A 16,396-nucleotide genomic window follows, 5' to 3' on the forward strand; every position below is an offset into this window, starting at 1 on the left:
GCGCCAAAGGGGTCCCGTTTGGACGCCGATCACCCCGGAAGCGGGGTCCTTATTCCATGCTGATCAACAGCCTCGCGCGAGGGGTGACGACAGCACGGCGGTTTGCCTTGCCCGGAGCCTGGACTTGCCCAGTGCCTGCGCCGCCGGTGTGGTCTGGCTGTCAACGGACGCCGGCGAGGATCTAGCGGGTCGCGACCGGGGATCTTGACCAAGACGAGCCCGCTGCCGTGGGTGTCCGCGGCGGCGGGCCCTTGCCGTAGCATCCTCTACTCTTCCAAGTGATCGATGAGGTCGAGCAGGTCCGCGTACGTGCAACGTCCCTTGGAGGTTGCCGGGATCAGGCGGGACGCGACCCAATCGGTCGAGCCGTCATTGTTCTCGCGCCAGATCTTGACGTTCGCCATATAGCGCTGCCGAGGTCCGTAGACCGTGTGGCGGTCAAATGCGGCCTCGATGTAGTAGCCTGCGACCTGCGGGTTGCGGCGGGAGGCGTCGAACGTCGCCGGGCCAAGACGGGGCAAGGCAACTCCGGCCTTGCGCTCCAAATCGTACATGGGTTCCTCTCTGGGTTTATCCTGAGGAGCACCACGCTCCTCGCCTTGTAGATTGTGCCGTTCGAGACGGACCGGAAATGATCCGTCGGAAATGGCTGGGAGCCATGCCATGGCTCCTGTCGCGGACCTACGACACCGGGACTGATCAGCCCTGGGCGACGTCTGGTATCCCGATTAGATGAGCTTCCGTCTGGTCAACCGGTTCAACCGGAGAGGCCCAACCTGACCTTCGCGAGGGCAGAGACGGCGCATGTATCTATCCTTGCCGAGCATGAACGTATGCTCGGTTGCCATGCCACGGGGATCACGGAGGCGTGAGAGTTTTCTTCGCCCGGAGGTTTCCGAGCCGGCGCGAACGATCCGACCTTCTGTGGGTCCCAACTTGGAGGATCCTCATGCTGATCGCTCAGCACCCTGTTCCCATCAGCCTCAACTGGCATGCCCGGTCAGCCGGCGACCGGTTCCGACTGGAGGCGGGCGCGCTGTCCCTCGACGCCCTCTTGGACCACGGCCGTGTGGCCGATGGCGCGCTGCTCACGGCCGCCCACGGCCGCTTCCTGTTCGACGGCGCCGGCGCGTTCGTCGGGCTCGACGCCGCTCTCGGACCTCTGCCGGACACCTCGGCCGCGTCCGGTCTCGACGCACCCTTCGCCATCGAGCTGAAGGTCTCGAAGAGCCGCGACAAGGACGCGCGCCACTGGAGTCTGCAGGCCTGGATGACGTGGTCGCGGCTGCAGATCCGCGATGGCGCGGACCGCGAGGTCCGCCAGCTCGCCGACCTCGAGGATGCGGAGCTCGGCGACCTTCTCAGCAGGACCAAGCACGGCCACGAGTACTACGAGTACCACAACCTGGATGTCTGGCTCGTCCACGAAGCGGCTCTCGACGAGCAGAAGCGGCGCGTCGAAGAAACGGCCCATTCCTACGCGCGGGCCAAGGCCAACGCGCGGCGCAAGAAGGAGGGCCTGTTCCTGGGGGAGCTGCGCCTCGCACAGGCGTGGCGGGAGATCGCGGAGCACCTGCGGCGCCTCCCGTACGGCTGCGACGTGCTGGACCTGACGGAGGACGAGACGACGATCGCGGCCTTCCGGGAATGGTCGCGCCAGCAGGTGGACAGCGTCGTCGATATCCTGGCCGCCCAGAACAGGCATCGCCTGGCCTGTGGCATGGCTCCGCACGGCGTCGAGCTGCGCGGGGATCAGGGGCCCATTGGGGGCTGGCTCCGCGAGGGCGACAAGGCGGCTTCGGCGCGTAGTGCTGCGGTCTGAGGTGGCCTCGAGAGCCGATGTCATCCGCCCGCCCGGCTCCGCACTAAGTCGGGGGGTGGCCGGCGCACCACGCGGATCGGGTGGTCCTTAGCGTCGGGTCCCGTCGCTTCCTTCGGCGCGATCCAGATCTCGGGGTCGACTCCCTGGTCCCACTCGCCCCCGGGCTAGGGGAGAGGCGCCCCGGCTTGCAGCGCCGCGATGATCTCCTCCATGGGATCGGGCGTGCGGATCCCGACCCGCGACATGCCTAGAGACGGCGCCGGAGCTCCGGTCGGCGGGTGCTCCGTGGACGCCGCTCTCGAGGGCTTGGGCGCGGGGCGGCTGAGGGTGGATGGCATCGCGGGGCGCGGACCCACGTCCGGAGCCCTCGACGCCGAGGCCGCCTCCCGCGCGCGCGGCGCCGCGGCGGGCCGCGAGGTGGGCGAGGGGGCCGGAGGGCCCGAGCGGATCGCGGTGGTGCCGGTTCCCCCGCCAGGAGCGGTGATCGACTGGGCGGGAGGCGTGGCGGGTGAGCGAGGCGGGGTCGGTGAGGCGGCGGCCGGGGCGGTGCCGCCGGGTCCGCCCGCCAGCACAATCGTGGGCGCCGATCCGGGACGGGGAGACCCGGACGGCAGGGATCTTGAGGCTTCCGGCGGTCGATCGGCCGGCGGGGTGGTTGCTGGAACCGGGGATCCCACACTCCGGGAGGTCACTAAGGATATCGGCAAGGCAAGTGCCGTCCGCCCGGGCGCGGTCGCGATCCTCGTCCCGTGCAGGGTACGGTCCGGCGAGGGTGTCCACCCAGGGAGCACCGCCGCGGTCGGCGTTGGGCCGGTCCGAGGCGCCCGAACGGACAGAGGTGAGTTGGCCAATGGGTCAGCCTGGTGCCAGGTGGCGTTAGGCGCTCCGGGCGAGTCGGATAGAATGATCCCGGACGAGGAGGTCGGGCCCTCGGACCCGGACGCTGAGGGCGGGGTCGTCGCGGCCGTGACGGTGATCCCAGACTCCACCAGCCTGGAGGCGACGTAATCGGAAGGTCCGGCAGCTACGATTGTCTCGGATGACGTCGCAGGCTGGGCGCTCGTCCCGGAGCCGGGGCTCGAGCCGGGTGCGGCGGCGACATACGGCCGTTCTCTCGTCGGCGTGCGGGGTCCCACATCCGAGGGCGTCGCAGGGCTGTCCTGCGCCCGATCCGGCCGGGTCGTTTCGGTCGCGGCGGAGGTCTCGCCCTGATCGTTCTCCTCCCGCGCTCCGGACTTGGTCGTGGCCTCAGCCTCCGCCCTCGCCGCGGCCCGCCGGCGCGCCGCCTCGCGCAGTTTGGCAATGCGGGCCGAGGCGCCCTTCGCGCGGAGCTCGGCGCGCCGCCAGGCGCGGATCTCGGGCCAGAGCTCCCGGACCTCGTCGTTGTGCTCGCGCGGGGCCTTCCGCCGCCGTGCGATTGGCGCCTGGAGCTCGCCGTGCTCCCGCTCGTCCTGACGGGCCTGGGCGGCGCGGGAAGGATGGACCTTCGGCTGGGCGATGAGCCCCTCCGGCGCGTCGCCCGCGGCGGCCTGACGCGCGTATGAGCGCAGGTCGACCCGGTCCTCTTCCGCTGCTCCGTGGCGGGCCAGCTCCCTGTTGACCCGCTTCTGCCACTCGACGCGACACGCCTCGATTTCCAAAGGGCCGTTCATGACGCAGTCGAGAAGGCGCGTCTTCGCTCCAAGCATCCGGCTCACCGGATCCCATTCCCGCGTGGTACCCAGGATATGGACGTGGTGGTTGCGCGGGTCGCCACGATCCTTGCGCTTGCTGCGCTTCGGGGCGGGCTCTGGGAAGCACTCGGCTGCGATCTCGGCCTCGAATCCGCCGGCCCATGGGTGGTGGATAGCTGCGGTCGAGACGATCCCGTAACGGTCCCGCAGCCACAAGCAGAACCCTCAAACGAGCCGCACCTGGACATGCAGGAGCAGTTCGCAAGGCAGGGCGATCAGCCACTCGCGCGCTACCCTAGAGTTGGTCCTGGTCTCGGCCGCCTCGGCGGCCTGCCAGAGCTCCTCGACCGAGCCGTCGAAGCCGATAGTCTCGACGCTCAGCACGTCGCGCTTCTTCCGGTAGTCGTGCCAGCGCCCGGTCCGCTCGTCGAAGAGGCGCGCGGCGGTCCGGTAGGCCGCCGCCGCGATAGCGGAATGCCCGCGCCCGCGGCTCATGTTGCGGATCTCGAAGTGGCACGCCTTGTGGCTCATGGACGGGGAGGTGGGGCCTGGCCCCACCTCTCGCGACAGACCGGCCCGCGGCAGGCGCGCGGCAAACAGAGTTTGCGTAACCGCGCCCCTTCGGCTCCGCCTCGGGTGGGGGTGGCCCGGCCCAAGGGCTCCGCGAACCCTCTTGGACCTGACCGGGAGCGGGATCGTCGCTCAGGCCCCACGTACTCCTCACATAAGGATCACCGGGGAGATAGGCACATGCCCAGAAGCAAGGCGCAGCAGCTGGCGGCCGCGAAGGCCCGCTACGACCGGCTCAGAGCCGAGGCGGAGCGGATCCGCAAGGGCGACGACACGCACCGGAAAGTGGTCTACGGCTCGGCCCTGCTCCTGGCCCTAGATGAGATGTCACCCGACCTGAAGGCGGAGGTCCTCGAGCACGTCCACCGCCACATCACGCGACCCGCCACGCGCGCCCGGTTCGGCATCCCGCCGCTGACGAATGGCGAGGTCGCGGATCCGACATCCGAGGGCCCGGCCGGGGCTCTCCAGCCCGAACCGCGACAGGTCCAGGCGGAGAGGCGCTCTGACTCTCCCGGCACGGCCAGAGCGGAGCCCCCGAGGCCGACCGAGCCCGCAACGGTTGTGACCGGGCGACACTCTAGGACCGACGCGGGTCAAGCCGACTTGCCGTTCGAGTAAAGGTGCCCACGCATCGTCCTCTCCGGAACCGTCTGGCTCTCCCCGGGGCCGATGGCCCTGACGGACCGGTCGCGCATCATCAAGTCCCGCAAGTCGACGGGCGAGGAAGGGCAGGTCTCGGACATCCACCTGAGCTGCACGCGGCACTAACGAAGCGCATCGTCAGCCAGCCGATCCGGCTAACGGAAGGTAATGCAGAATTCATGGTCAGATCGCTTTGGGGCCGGCGCGGATGCATCCATCTACTCTGCACGACGGGCGGGCAGGAGCCCACCCGGCGGGGTTCTCCTCAGGAGGTGAAGCCGAGACCGTCCCCCGCAGGGGATCGGGACAGCCCAGCTCGGACGAGCATGGATGGCCTGGGCCGGAAGACCCGCCGAAAGAGACTGTTCCCCGAAGGGGGTTGGGATTGCCGATCCTGCAAGGGCAGGCATGACCTGGGCCAGACGACCGGCCCAAAGAAACCGTCCCCCTCAGGGGGTTGGGACAGCCCGGCTCGCAAGAGCACGGATGGCCCGAGCCGACCCGGTCGGCTCAAAGAGACCGTTCCCCAGAGGGGAACTCGCGGGCGGGGCCGGATGCGGTCTCGCCCGCATGTACTCGACATGGCCTATGGCGGCACCGTCCCGCTCCCCGCCCACGACACGACCTTCCTGCCCGATGTCCCACGCGGCTCGATTGCGGCGGGGACCTTCGCGCCGGTGCCGGTGCTGATGGGCGCGACCCGCGACGAGGGGCGCTTCTTCAGCGAGAGCCTGGACCAGGCCGGGTACGAGGGCTGGGTCCGTTCCATCTTCGGTGAGCGGGCCGACAAGGTCCTGGAGCTCTACCCCTGGCCGTCTGAGGCCGACGAGTTCGCGGGCGACTATCTCTCCGCCGCGATCCTGACCGACTCCGGGCAGATCTACGGGATCGGCGGCTTCCCCAACCTCCAGCTCACCCGCGACCTCGCTGCCCATGTTCCGACCTACGCCTACGAGTTCGCGCACCGCGAGGGCCCGGGACCCATGGCCGGCTACGGCACTTACGTCTGGGGTGCTGCGCACACGGCGGAGCTTCCCTACCTCTTCCCGAGCTTCGACATGGGCACGCCCATTGCGCCCAGCTTCGACGAGGGCGAGCAGGCGCTCGCGGCCGAGATGAAGGTCCGCTGGGGGGCCTTCGTGAAGGGCGGAACGCTGGACGCGGCGGGGCTGGCGCCCTGGCCCGCGTTCAACGAAGGCGGGCAGGTCGCGTCGCTGCGGGCGGGCGGTGCCTCGGTCGCGGTGCCGGTCGCGGACGTCAAGAGCGAGCACAACTGCGCCTTCTGGGACGGGCTCTGAACCTCACTCCTCCGCCTTGCAGTTCCAGCGCCGAGGCCGGGGCCTTGAGGTCCTCGATGCCGAGGGGCTCCTGCGGGCGGGCGAGGCGGTTGGCGACGACCCAGCGGAGCTCGGTCTGGGCGCGGGTGATGGCCACGTAGGCGAGGCGCTTCCACAGATGCGTCCCGGCCTCCACGCGGCCCATGCGGGCGGCGACGAAGATGTCGGGGGCGAAGACCTGCACGGTGTCCCACTGGGACCCCTGCGCCTTGTGGATCGTGACGGCCGCGCCGTGGAGGAAGGTCGCGCCCATCTAGGCGGCGAAGGGGATGAAAGGCTCTTCCTCGCCCTCCTTCTCGATCTTGACGATGAAGCCGGCGGAGACCTGCGGCTCCAAACGTTCAAGAAGGACGGACCTGCCAGGGTGGGCTGGTCTCATGTCTTGTAGCCTAATTCCGGGGTCTGGCAGGACCAGCGTTGGACCGTCCAGCCCGGATGCTCGTTCTGTCTTCCCAAGCCCGAAACGCCTGATCAGTCGAAGGCTTCCCAATCGATCGATTTGTTTGGCGGATTGAGGGGGGGGGCAACAGCGTGAGCCCACCCTTTGCGGCTGCTCTCCTTTCGGTCCTTGCAGGACGAATTGGAGTAGTTGACCGCTCTCAGCCAATGGTCTGATCCGGTCCCGCGAGCTGTTCGGCTAGACAGCGGAGGGCTGTGTGAAACTTGCTCCTGTCTTGCAATCAGAACGTATGCTATTGATGCGAATGAGGCTCCATGTGAGACGTCTTGCATCTCAAGGCATTGATTTTATTGGACAAGTCGCCTCCTCCCCAGCGCGCCAGAGTTTCCTGACAGACAAAGCGGCTGACGAAGGAAGGGCACATAAGGGCGCCCTAATACGCTTGATGTGACGCGGGTCGATGGCGTCGAGCTCGGGACCGCTGCTCCACCCTGACCGTTTGTGCGGCGCCATGCCTCCGGGCCGAAGGGTGCGTCCTTCATCTCGCGTCCCTCTCCGGCCTCGCTCGGGCGCTGCGGCCTATCCCGGTGGGCGCGACGGGGAGCCCTCACAGGCGGCCCACGCCCTCGCGCATGCGGCGCAGCGGACCGGCCTGGGGCTTTGAGCGGCCCTCGTCCGTCCCGATCTCGGCGCGGGTGCGGGGCAGGGCGTCCGGGATCTCGCGCTGAAGCCAGTCGATGAGCTTCTCGCGCATCTCGCAGCGCAGGTCGAAGGTGCGCGCCGCGTTGCGGGCCGACACGAGGATGCGCAGCTCCATCTCGCCTTGCCGGAAGTCGGTGACCGCGACGTTGATCACCTGCCCGTCCCATAGCGATGACGCCCGCGCGATCTCCTCGGCCTTGCCGCGGATCGTGGCCACCGGGGCCGTGTAGTCGAGATAGATCAGCACCGTCCCGATGAGCGAGGCGGACTCGCGGGTCCAGTTCTGGAACGGATTGTCGATGAAATAGGCCAGCGGCACGATCAAGCGGCGCCAGTCCCACAGGCGAACCACCACATAGGTCGACGTGATCTCCTCGACCTGGCCCCACTCGCCCTCCACCAGCAGGGCGTCGTCGATCCGGATGGGCTGGGTGATGGCGAGCTGGATGCCGGCGATGAGGTTCTTGAGCACTGGCTGCAGGGCTAGGCCCACCACCAGGCCCGCGGCCCCGGCCGAGGCCAGGAGGCTGATGCCGTATTGCCGGATGCTCTCGAAGGTCATGAGGACGGCGGCGAGCCCGACCGTGTAGATCAGGATGTCGGCCACGCGCAGCAGGATCCGGGACTGCGTCACGTGCTTGCGGGCGAGCAGGTTGTCCTCGGCATCGAGCTTGAACCGGCGCAAGTAGATCGTGCGCCAGATGTGCAGCACGATGCGGGCGAACCAGGTGACGATGACGATGAGACAGATCACCAGGATGTGGAGGACGAGCTCCTCGGCCCGGGCCGGCACGGGAGCCACGATGACGGCGAAGACGAGGCAGCCGGCCAGCACCGCGAGCCGGCTCGGCCGGCGGGTGCGCGCCACCGTGGAGCGCCAGAACAGGTCCTTGCCCGCCACGACGCGCGTCAGGAAGCGGAACAGGACCCGGTGCGCCAGAAGGCCGAAGAGATAGGCCGCGGCGAAGACGAACAGGGTCATGCCCCAGTCCGGCAACCAGGTCAGGTGATGTCGTGCGCTCTCGATCAGGTCGTTCATCAGGCTCGTCTGTCTCGAGTAAGGATGACGGCAGGATGCGTCCCCGCGGCACAGGTCGCTCCCGCACGGATCGGGCAGGCCTTGACCGGCCGGGTGCCGGCTTGCGGGGCAGGGGGATCGGACACGCCGCCGACCGTCTTGGGCCCCGAGGATAGGAGCAAGGCCCGGTATGTCGAGGCGCCAGGGCCAGAAAGGGCGACCAACGCCGAGGCTTCAGCGCATCAGGGTGCTCGCCGGCCCGGCCTCGACCGGGCTCGGGAGGGCTTCAGGCCCGGCTCGTCCGGGCGGCCTGTCGAAGTCTGATGAGGGAATGGCGAACCCGGCGGGCCCGGGACCGTCGGCACGGACGCGCCCTTGGGCCGTCGCTTGCGGAGCCGGGGCACGCGGCTTGGCCGAAAGCGCGGCCATGCTCCGGGCCGGGTCTTGGCGATCGCGGCTCCTGCGACGCCGGTCAGCCGCCCGTCTTGGCCCGTTCGCAGGAGGCGGTGATCTCGGAGCCGCTCTCGACGCTGAGCGAATCGTAACGGATCGTCCCCGACAGGCGGGCCGTCGCGTGCACCCGCACCGCGCCGCCGGAGATGTGGCCGCTGAAGGTGCCCTTCACCCCCACGGCCGCCGCCTGCACCTCGCCGTTGACCATGCCGCGCTCCTCGATGACCACCGAGTCGGCGATCACCCGTCCCTCCACCTGCCCCTGGATCTCCAGAAGGCCCGGGGCGCTGATGTCGCCCACGATTCGCGTGCCCGCGACGAGATGGGATCGGCCCCCGTGGGACCCGTAGGGCGCGCTCGGCGGAAGGGCGGCCGGGCCGCTGGTGATGGCCATGATTTCTGTCTCCCCTGGGGCCCGGCGGCCCGTCCGGCACATCAAGCCCCAGAGGGGCGCGCAAGACAAGTGTCCTGGGCCCCAAGGCCCCGATCCTGCGTCAGAATCGCACCTCCACGCCGGGCAGGCCCAGGGCGCGGACCAGCTCGCGCAACTCCTGCCGGGCGGCGATGTTCGACATCGACAGGCTCGACACGCCCAGGTCCTTGAGATCGAGCAGCGTGAGCCCCCGCGGAAACAGCTCGCGGAACACCACCCGCTCGGAGAAGCCCGGTCCCACGCGGAACCCGATCCGCTTGGCCAGCCGTCCGACGGCGGCCTCCATCCGCTGCTTGTTCAGCATGGCCTGGCTGCCCAGTCGGTTGCGCAGCACCACCCAGTCGATCGGCGCGAGCCCTGCCTGCGCGCGAAGCTGCCGCGCGCTCCAGACCATCTCGGCGTAGACCGAGGGGCCGAGGATGCGCTCCCCGTCCGTGTCGATCCGCGCGAGCAGGTCGAAATCCACGAAGCTGTCGTTGAGCGGCGTCACCAGCGTGTCGGCCAGAGAATGCGCCACCTGCGCGAGCCGCGTGTGCGAGCCGGGGCAGTCGATGACGATGAACTCGGACTCGGCCTCCAGCGCCGCCACCGCCCGCGACAGCCGCAGGTCCTGCGGATTCTCGCCCGAGGGCACCTCCGCCTCGTCGATCTCGGGCAGGGGCAGGTCGCGGGGGGTCGGCAGGTCGAGCCCTTCCTTGGCCAAAAAGCGCTGCCGGTTCTCGATGTAGCGCCCCAAAGAGCGCTGCCGCAGGTCGAGGTCGATGCAGCCCACCCGATGTCCCATCCGCGCCAGGGCCGAGGCCACGTGCATGGCGACGGTGGACTTGCCCGCGCCGCCCTTCTCGTTGCCCACGACGATGATGTGCGCCACCTGGGCCCCCGTTTCCGCAACCGCTGGCGGTATAACGGGCCGATGAGGCGAGCGAAAGGCGAGGGTCCTTGACTTCGGGGCGGGCGCGGCCCACATCCTCCTTACCGTCGGCCCTGCCGCGTGAGCAGGGTGCCCGTCCATGGGTGCAAGGCCGGCGGGACCTCAGGTTCCCACCTTCACGCAGGGGAAGCCGCGCCGCGACGGTCCAGGGGCAATGCCGCCCGGGGTCAGCTCGCCGGTTGCCACCCCTCGCCGCCCGTGCCTCGTCAGGCCGGGACCGGGGACATTCGGGCCCTCGCGGCCCCCCAAAGGACGCACATGCAATTCGACTCGCTGGGCCTGTCGCCTCGCCTGATCAACGCCCTGAACGAACAGGGCATCACCGACCCCACCCCGATCCAGACCCAGGCCATCCCGCACGCCATGGCGGGCCGGGACGTGATGGGCCTCGCCCAGACCGGCTCGGGCAAGACGGCGGCCTTCGGCCTGCCCATGCTCGACGCCCTCATGAAGAACGGCCGCAAGGCCGAGCCCAAGACGCCCCGCGCCCTCATCCTCGCGCCGACGCGGGAACTCGCCCGCCAGATCCACGACACGTTGGCGACCTTCGCGCAGGGTTCGGCCCTCAAGCTTGCCCTCATCACCGGCGGCGTGGGCTTCACGCCGCAGATCGAGCGCATGAGCCGCGGCGTCGCCATTCTCGTGGCCACCCCCGGCCGCCTCGTGGACCTGCTCGACCGCCGCGCCGTGGACCTGTCCAAGACCGAGTTCCTGGTCCTCGACGAGGCCGACCAGATGCTCGACCTGGGCTTCATCCACAGCCTGCGCCGCATCGCCGGGCTCCTGCCCAAGCAGCGGCAGACGATGCTCTTCTCGGCCACCATGCCCAAGCTCATGGAGGAGATCGCCGGGGCCTTCCTGACCGATCCCGTGCGCGTGCAGGTGAACCCGCCGGGGCAGGCCGTGGCCAAGATCGAGCAGAAGCTCCACTTCGTCGCCAAGGCGGCCAAGACGGATCTCCTGATCGAGCTTCTCGACGCCCACCGCGACGAGCTTGCCATCGTCTTCGGCCGCACCAAGCACGGCTCCGAGAAGCTGGCGCGCCAGCTCGAGAACGCGGGCTACGCCGTGGCCGCCATCCACGGCAACAAGAGCCAGGGCCAGCGCGACCGCGCCATCGCCGCCTTCCGCGAAGGCGCGGTGCGCGTGCTCGTGGCGACCGACGTCGCCGCGCGGGGCATCGACATCCCGGGCATCCGGCACGTCTACAACTACGACCTGCCCAACGTGCCCGAGAACTACGTCCACCGCATCGGCCGCACCGCGCGCGCCGGGGCGGACGGCACCGCCATTGCCTTCTGCGCGCCCGACGAGATGGGCGAGCTCAAGGACATCGAGAAGGCCATGAAGGCCAAGATCCCCGTCGCCTCGGGCGCGCCCTGGGAAGTCGTGCCTGACGCGGCCGCCAGGTCCGGCGCGCGGCCCGGCTCCAAGCCCCGGCAGGGGCAGGGCCGTCCGAACGGTCAGGGTCAGGGGCGCCCCGGCGGCCAGCCTTCGCGCCGTCCGGCGCAGGCCAACGCCGCGGCCAAGCCCGGCGCCGGCAGCGCCAAGCCGCGCCGCCCCGGTCCCCGCAAGCCGCGGGCGGCCTGAGGCCCGCTCCTCCGCAAGGGCGCGCACAAGCCCGCCCTTGCGCCGACGGTTCCTTCGGTCGATGACCGTCGGGAGATTGACCTGGGCTCAGGCCGGCTCAGGCCGGCTCCGCCTCGTGCCGTTGATCCAGCCAGCGCTCGGCCAGCCGGCCGAGGTTCATCGGACGGTCGATGTGGTAGCCCTGCACGAGGTCGCAGCCGAGATCGCGCACCAGCGCCAGCTCCTCGTCGGTCTCGATGCCCTCGCAGACCACCTGCAGCTCCAGCGCATGCGCGAGGTCGAGCATGGCCTTGACGAGCGCGCGCCGCTCAGGGCACCGCTCCAGCCCCGTGACGAAGGAGCGGTCGATCTTCAGGGTGTCAAAACTCATCTCGCGCAGGTAGCCGATCGAGGAGTAGCCCGTCCCGAAGTCGTCGAGCGCGAGGCGGAAGCCTGCGGCCCTGAGCTCGCCCATCCGCTCGGCGGCCAAGCGTGGATCGTCCACCAGCAGGCGCTCCGTCAGTTCCAGTTCGATGCGTGCGGGAGAGATCCGGCGCCGGCGCAGCTCGGCGATCAGGTCCGAAGCGAAGCTGGGCGCGAGAAGCTGGAGCGGCGAGACGTTGAAGCTGACGGCAAGCTCCGGCCTTTCCTCCAGGTCGTCGCACAACTGCCCCAGGAGCGCCTGCCCCAACTCCACCACAAGGCCCGAGCGCTCGGCCACGGCGATGAAGCGGTCGGGCGGGATCGGCCCCAGCTCGGGCGAGGTCCAGCGCGCCAGGGCTTCCGCCCGTTCGAGCCGCCGCGCGCCCGCCGCGCTGATCGGCTGGTAGAGGAGCGAGAGCTGCCCCGGCCGGCGCAGGGCGGCGCGCAGAGCCTTCTCGATGGCGCGGGCGTCGCGGTCCGCGGCCTCGATCATGGCGCCGAAGGCCACGGGTCGGCCGCCGCGCCGGCGCTTGGCCTCGTACATGGCGAGATCGGCCTGCCGGACGAGATCGGAGCCCGCGACCCCGGCCCGCGACTGCACCGCATAGCCCAGCGAGCCTCGCAGCCGCAGGTGATGGCCCCCGATCTCCACGGGGGTCTGCAACTCCCGGGCGACGGCGGTGGCCAGCGCCTGGATTCCGGCCTCGGCCTCGGGACCCGACAGGACGAAGACGAACTCGTCGCCTCCGATCCGCGCCAGAAGGCAGTTGTCTCCGCCCAGGGAGCGCAGCCGCTGGCCCAGCCGCCCGACCACCGCATCGCCCATCGCATGGCCCAGGCTGTCGTTGATGCGCTTGAAGTCGTCCAGATCGAGATAAAGGATCGCGCGCTCCCCCTCGCGGGCGTGGCCGGCCAGCGCCTCGTTGAAGGCGGCGCGGTTGGGCAGGCCGGTCAGCGCATCGGTCCGCGCGGCCACGGCCGACCGCCGCTCCGCCTCCACGAGGTCGCGCGCGCTCCGCCGGACGAGCATCATTCCCGTCGCCACGAGCCCTGCCGTCCCGACCATCACGGCCAAGAGGAGCGGCAGAAGCCGTCGCAGGATCTCCGAGCCGGGCCGGGGGTCGTCCCAGGCGAGAAAGGCCACGGGCCGGTCCCCCCCGCCGTCCAGCGGCACCGATAGGCCCGAGGACGGCGCTTGTCGCACCAGCCGCAGGCCGGAGACGACGAGGCTGCGCCCCAACTCCTCCAGGATCTGCCCTGACAGCCGATAGCCCATGGCGAGGCGTGCCACGCGGTCGCTCTCGACGGGCCGCCCGCCACGCTGGGTGAGATGCTCCACCCGCGCGGCCGCCAGCGCATAAAGGTTGCCCCCGTGCCAGGTGAAGAAGGCCGTCCCCTCGTAGCGGTCGAGCGGCACCCCGGCCAGACGGCTTTCGGCCAAGCCCAGGAGGCCCGGGTCGAGCACCCCCGAGCGCCCGGCGCGCCGGTCGCCGACGGTCCAGCCGATGTCCTCGGGCAGCAGGCCCCCCCAGATCACCGCCAGTTGGATGGCTTCGCCGTTGATGGCGGTGGTGCCGATGCTGTCGCGCATCCAGAAGTGATTGCCGCGGTTCACGTTCACCGCGGCGTCGTCCCACTTGGCGTAGTCGAGCGTCAGCATCCGCGTCTTGGCGAGCAGCGTCTCGCTCGCGTTCTGGACCCGGGCGATCGAGTTGTCGCGCGCCTGGTCGTCCAGGGTGCGGGTCAGCCACAGCACCGAGACCGCGAGCGTGACCACGAAGACGAGAATGGTCCCGACCATCACGGCGGCAATGCGGGCCGGCAGCCGATGCATCCCAGGTCCTCCTCGCGTCCATCGCTCCGAGCGCGTTCTACCGCAGGAAGATGACTCGACCCTTAACAGCACCGATGAGGAGAGCCCATTGCGCCGAGGATAGGGCAAAACCATGCTGGGCAACGAAAAACGCCGTGCCCTTGGGGGACACGGCGCCGGATTGTTTCGCTCGGGAGGGGCTCAGAAGCCCAGGCCGGCGTACTTGTTCTTGAACTTGGAGACGCGGCCCCCGGTGTCGAGGATGCGCGTGCCGCCGCCCGTCCAGGCGGGGTGCGACAGCGGGTCGATCTCGAGGTTCATCGTGTCGCCTTCCTTGCCCCAGGTGGTCTTCATCTGGACCACGGTGCCATCGGTCATGCGCACGTCGATCTGGTGGTATTGGGGATGGATGCCGGACTTCATTTGCCTTCGTCCTTCGCCTTGTAGTTGGTGACCTCGGCGATGCGGGCGGACTTGCCGCGGCGATCGCGCAGGTAATAGAGCTTGGCGCGACGGACCTTGCCGCGGCGGACCACGGTGATCGAGTCGATGTTCGTCGAATAGAGGGGGAACACCCGCTCCACGCCTTCGCCGAACGAGATCTTGCGGACGGTGAACGACCCGGCGATGCCCGAGCCGTGCTTGCGGCTGATGCAGACGCCTTCGTACATCTGCACGCGCGAGCGCGTTCCTTCGGTCACCTTGTAGCCCACGCGGACGGTGTCGCCGGGCTTGAAGTCGGGAATGGACTTCCCGAGGGAGGCGATCTGCTCGGCCTCCAGTTGCGCGATCAGGTCCATGGGACCCTCCTATGGTTGCCCGAGGTGGATTCCCCGGAGGTCTCTCGCGGCCTCAGAGCTCTCGGTCTTCCTCCGGGCGCCCCAGCTTCGCTAGGTGGGCCCGCCAGAGATCAGGTCGCCGTTCCTTGGTCAGCCTCTCGGCCTCGGCCTGCCGCCAGGTGGTGATCCTCGCGTGATGCCCGGACAGAAGAACCTCCGGTATCGCGCGACCCTCCCAGACGGCCGGCTTCGTGTACTGGGGATATTCCAGCAGGCCGGAGGAAAAGGATTCCTCCTCGGCCGAATGGTGATTCCCGAGCACGCGGGGCATAAGCCTTACCGTCGCGTCGATCAAGGCCTGAGCGGCGATCTCGCCCCCTGTCAGCACGAAATCCCCGAGGCTGACCTCGGTCAGGCCGTAATGCTCGATCAGCCGCTCGTCCACGCCCTCGAACCGGCCGCAGAACAGGACCACCCCGTCGCGCGACGCGAGGTCCCGCGCCATCGCCTGGTCGAAGCGCCGCCCGCGCGGGCTGAGCAGCAGACGCGGCACGTCGCCCCGCGCCCGCGCGATGGCCTCGTCCAGCGCCTTCGCCCCCACGTCGGCCCGCAGCACCATGCCCGCGCCGCCCCCGGCGGGCGTGTCGTCCACATTGCGGTGCCGGCCCTCCCCGAACTCGCGCAAGGGGATCGTCCGCAGCGCCCAGAGCCCCTCCTTCAGCGCCTTGCCCGTCAGCGACAGGCCCAGCACGCCCGGAAAGGCCTCGGGCATCAGCGTGACGACCTGCGCCGTCCAGACGTTCGCCAAGTCCTCGTCGGCCATGAGGTCGCGGGGCGTAAGCGAAGGGCGGATGCTCTTGCGCCCGAGGGCGCGCGCGGGGCGCGGGGGGGGAAGGTCGCTCATGCGCGCGCTTCTAGGCGCAAGCGCGAGCCGTGGCCAGCCGTCCGGCGCCGGTCAGGCCGACGCGAGAACCAGAAGCAAGAAAGCGATGACGACGATCGCCAGCCCCCCTCGCCTCCGTCAGCGCTCTACTCGGAATGCTGTTCCTGCCCAGCAGTCCCACCATGGCCCGAGAGAAAGATGCATCCAGCCATGCATGATTCTTCGTCCATGGCCGCCCGCAGGTGCCGGGTCATGGGCGAACGCCGCCGGCCACGCCCCGGTTCACCGCCCAGGGGTCAGGGCCCGATCCCGTTCATGGGTCCGGGCTTGCGCTGGTCGTTGCCGTCGAAGGGGTCGTCGTTGTCGTCGTGGCTTTCGAACATGTCGTTGCCGCCGACCTTTGCCGCCGGGTCGAGGTCCGCCGGGGAAGCGGCGGCCGGGCGGGGCCCCGGCCCGTCTTCGGGCGCCACCACGGGCTCGGACTGCGCGCCCGCCTCGGTGTCCCGGTCGGCGGCACGGGCCGGCCCGGAGCCGCCGTCGCGCCCCGGCCCGAAATCGCGGCGGATCGTGTCCACCGCCTCCTCGACAAGCCGGCTCACCGCGCCGGCGACGCCGCGCACGGCCTCCCCGGCGGCCCCGGCCACCAGGGCGCCGATGTCGGCCGCGGACTCGGCCGGCTTCGCCGGGCCCTTGTCCTGATCCTTCGCCTCTTCGGCGCCGAAACCGTAGCGGGTTGCGCCTTGGCTCAGGGTCTTCTTCGCCAGCGCCGTCCCGACCGCGAGCAGCGCGGCCGACACCGCTTCCCCCGTCCTGGGGTTGGCCAAGGCCTTGTTGACGGTCTTGCGGAAACGCTTGGGAATCTTCACGTTGCCGATCTTCTTCGGCACGATCTTCTTGGCCTTCTGGCCCATGGCGCCCATCCTTCGGTCGTTGCCGGAACGAACG

Annotated in this window: 13 protein-coding genes and 2 pseudogenes; 4 read left to right on the forward strand and 11 right to left on the reverse strand. The window is 69.8% G+C overall.

What is annotated here, in order from left to right:
- Positions 1–266: 266 nt before the first annotated feature.
- Positions 267–554 (reverse strand): hypothetical protein, encoded by a 288-nt coding sequence (locus FHG71_RS14225; protein ID WP_139082361.1) that lies wholly within the window; start codon positions 552–554, stop codon positions 267–269.
- A 395-nt stretch (positions 555–949) separates the two neighbouring features.
- Here FHG71_RS14225 and FHG71_RS14230 point away from each other — a divergent pair, with 395 nt between their 5' ends.
- Positions 950–1,822, forward strand: a complete 873-nt coding sequence (locus tag FHG71_RS14230) for a hypothetical protein (RefSeq protein WP_139082362.1) — start codon at positions 950–952, stop codon at positions 1,820–1,822.
- Positions 1,823–3,405: 1,583 nt separating this feature from the next.
- On the opposite strand, the pseudogene FHG71_RS24870 reads toward FHG71_RS14230, so the two are convergent.
- Positions 3,406–4,026, reverse strand: a pseudogene (locus FHG71_RS24870) (MobA/MobL family protein); the annotation flags it as partial.
- Positions 4,027–4,245: 219 nt separating this feature from the next.
- On the opposite strand from FHG71_RS24870, the gene FHG71_RS14240 reads away from it, so the two are divergent.
- Both FHG71_RS14240 and FHG71_RS14245 read left to right on the forward strand, forming a co-directional pair.
- A complete protein-coding gene (locus FHG71_RS14240) occupies positions 4,246–4,686 on the forward strand; it encodes a hypothetical protein (RefSeq protein ID WP_139082364.1) in 441 nt (146 codons plus the stop codon).
- Positions 4,687–5,264: 578 nt separating this feature from the next.
- On the forward strand, positions 5,265–6,008 hold the full coding sequence (locus tag FHG71_RS14245; protein WP_176559430.1) for a carboxylesterase family protein: 744 nt from the start codon (positions 5,265–5,267) through the stop codon (positions 6,006–6,008).
- Here FHG71_RS14245 and FHG71_RS14250 read toward each other — a convergent pair.
- From FHG71_RS14250 to FHG71_RS14265, 4 genes and pseudogenes are all read right to left on the reverse strand, one after another.
- Positions 5,968–6,381 (reverse strand): annotated as a pseudogene (locus FHG71_RS14250) (ATP-binding domain-containing protein); the annotation flags it as partial. The gene FHG71_RS14245 and the pseudogene FHG71_RS14250 sit on opposite strands and share 41 nt — an antisense overlap.
- A gap of 673 nt (positions 6,382–7,054) precedes the next feature.
- Positions 7,055–8,188 (reverse strand): mechanosensitive ion channel family protein, encoded by a 1,134-nt coding sequence (locus FHG71_RS14255; protein ID WP_139082366.1) that lies wholly within the window; start codon positions 8,186–8,188, stop codon positions 7,055–7,057.
- 451 nt (positions 8,189–8,639) lie between these two features.
- The gene (locus FHG71_RS14260; protein WP_176559431.1) at positions 8,640–9,014 is read right to left on the reverse strand and encodes a bactofilin family protein; all 375 of its coding nucleotides are present in this window, start codon (positions 9,012–9,014) and stop codon (positions 8,640–8,642) included.
- A gap of 100 nt (positions 9,015–9,114) precedes the next feature.
- Positions 9,115–9,924 (reverse strand): division plane positioning ATPase MipZ, encoded by an 810-nt coding sequence (locus FHG71_RS14265; RefSeq protein WP_139082368.1) that lies wholly within the window; start codon positions 9,922–9,924, stop codon positions 9,115–9,117.
- Positions 9,925–10,242: 318 nt separating this feature from the next.
- On the opposite strand from FHG71_RS14265, the gene FHG71_RS14270 reads away from it, so the two are divergent.
- On the forward strand, positions 10,243–11,574 hold the full coding sequence (locus FHG71_RS14270; protein ID WP_139082369.1) for a DEAD/DEAH box helicase: 1,332 nt from the start codon (positions 10,243–10,245) through the stop codon (positions 11,572–11,574).
- 97 nt (positions 11,575–11,671) lie between these two features.
- On the opposite strand, the gene FHG71_RS14275 is transcribed toward FHG71_RS14270, so the two are convergent.
- The 5 genes from FHG71_RS14275 to FHG71_RS14295 all read right to left on the reverse strand — a co-directional run bounded on the left by FHG71_RS14275 (position 11,672) and on the right by FHG71_RS14295 (position 16,362).
- Positions 11,672–13,810 (reverse strand): putative bifunctional diguanylate cyclase/phosphodiesterase, encoded by a 2,139-nt coding sequence (locus FHG71_RS14275; RefSeq protein ID WP_176559432.1) that lies wholly within the window; start codon positions 13,808–13,810, stop codon positions 11,672–11,674.
- 180 nt (positions 13,811–13,990) lie between these two features.
- On the reverse strand, positions 13,991–14,212 hold the full coding sequence (rpmE, locus tag FHG71_RS14280; RefSeq protein WP_139082371.1) for a 50S ribosomal protein L31: 222 nt from the start codon (positions 14,210–14,212) through the stop codon (positions 13,991–13,993).
- Positions 14,209–14,589, reverse strand: a complete 381-nt coding sequence (gene rplS / locus FHG71_RS14285) for a 50S ribosomal protein L19 (protein ID WP_139082372.1) — start codon at positions 14,587–14,589, stop codon at positions 14,209–14,211. Before rplS ends, rpmE begins: the two co-directional genes overlap by 4 nt.
- A 52-nt stretch (positions 14,590–14,641) precedes the next feature.
- Complete coding sequence (trmD, locus tag FHG71_RS14290; protein ID WP_139082373.1) at positions 14,642–15,472, reverse strand: tRNA (guanosine(37)-N1)-methyltransferase TrmD; 831 nt, start codon at positions 15,470–15,472, stop codon at positions 14,642–14,644.
- A gap of 275 nt (positions 15,473–15,747) precedes the next feature.
- Complete coding sequence (locus tag FHG71_RS14295) at positions 15,748–16,362, reverse strand: hypothetical protein (protein ID WP_139082374.1); 615 nt, start codon at positions 16,360–16,362, stop codon at positions 15,748–15,750.
- Positions 16,363–16,396: the final 34 nt, after the last annotated feature.

Source organism: Rubellimicrobium roseum (genome assembly GCF_006152145.1).
Classification (GTDB): Bacteria; Pseudomonadota; Alphaproteobacteria; order Rhodobacterales; family Rhodobacteraceae; genus Rubellimicrobium; species Rubellimicrobium roseum.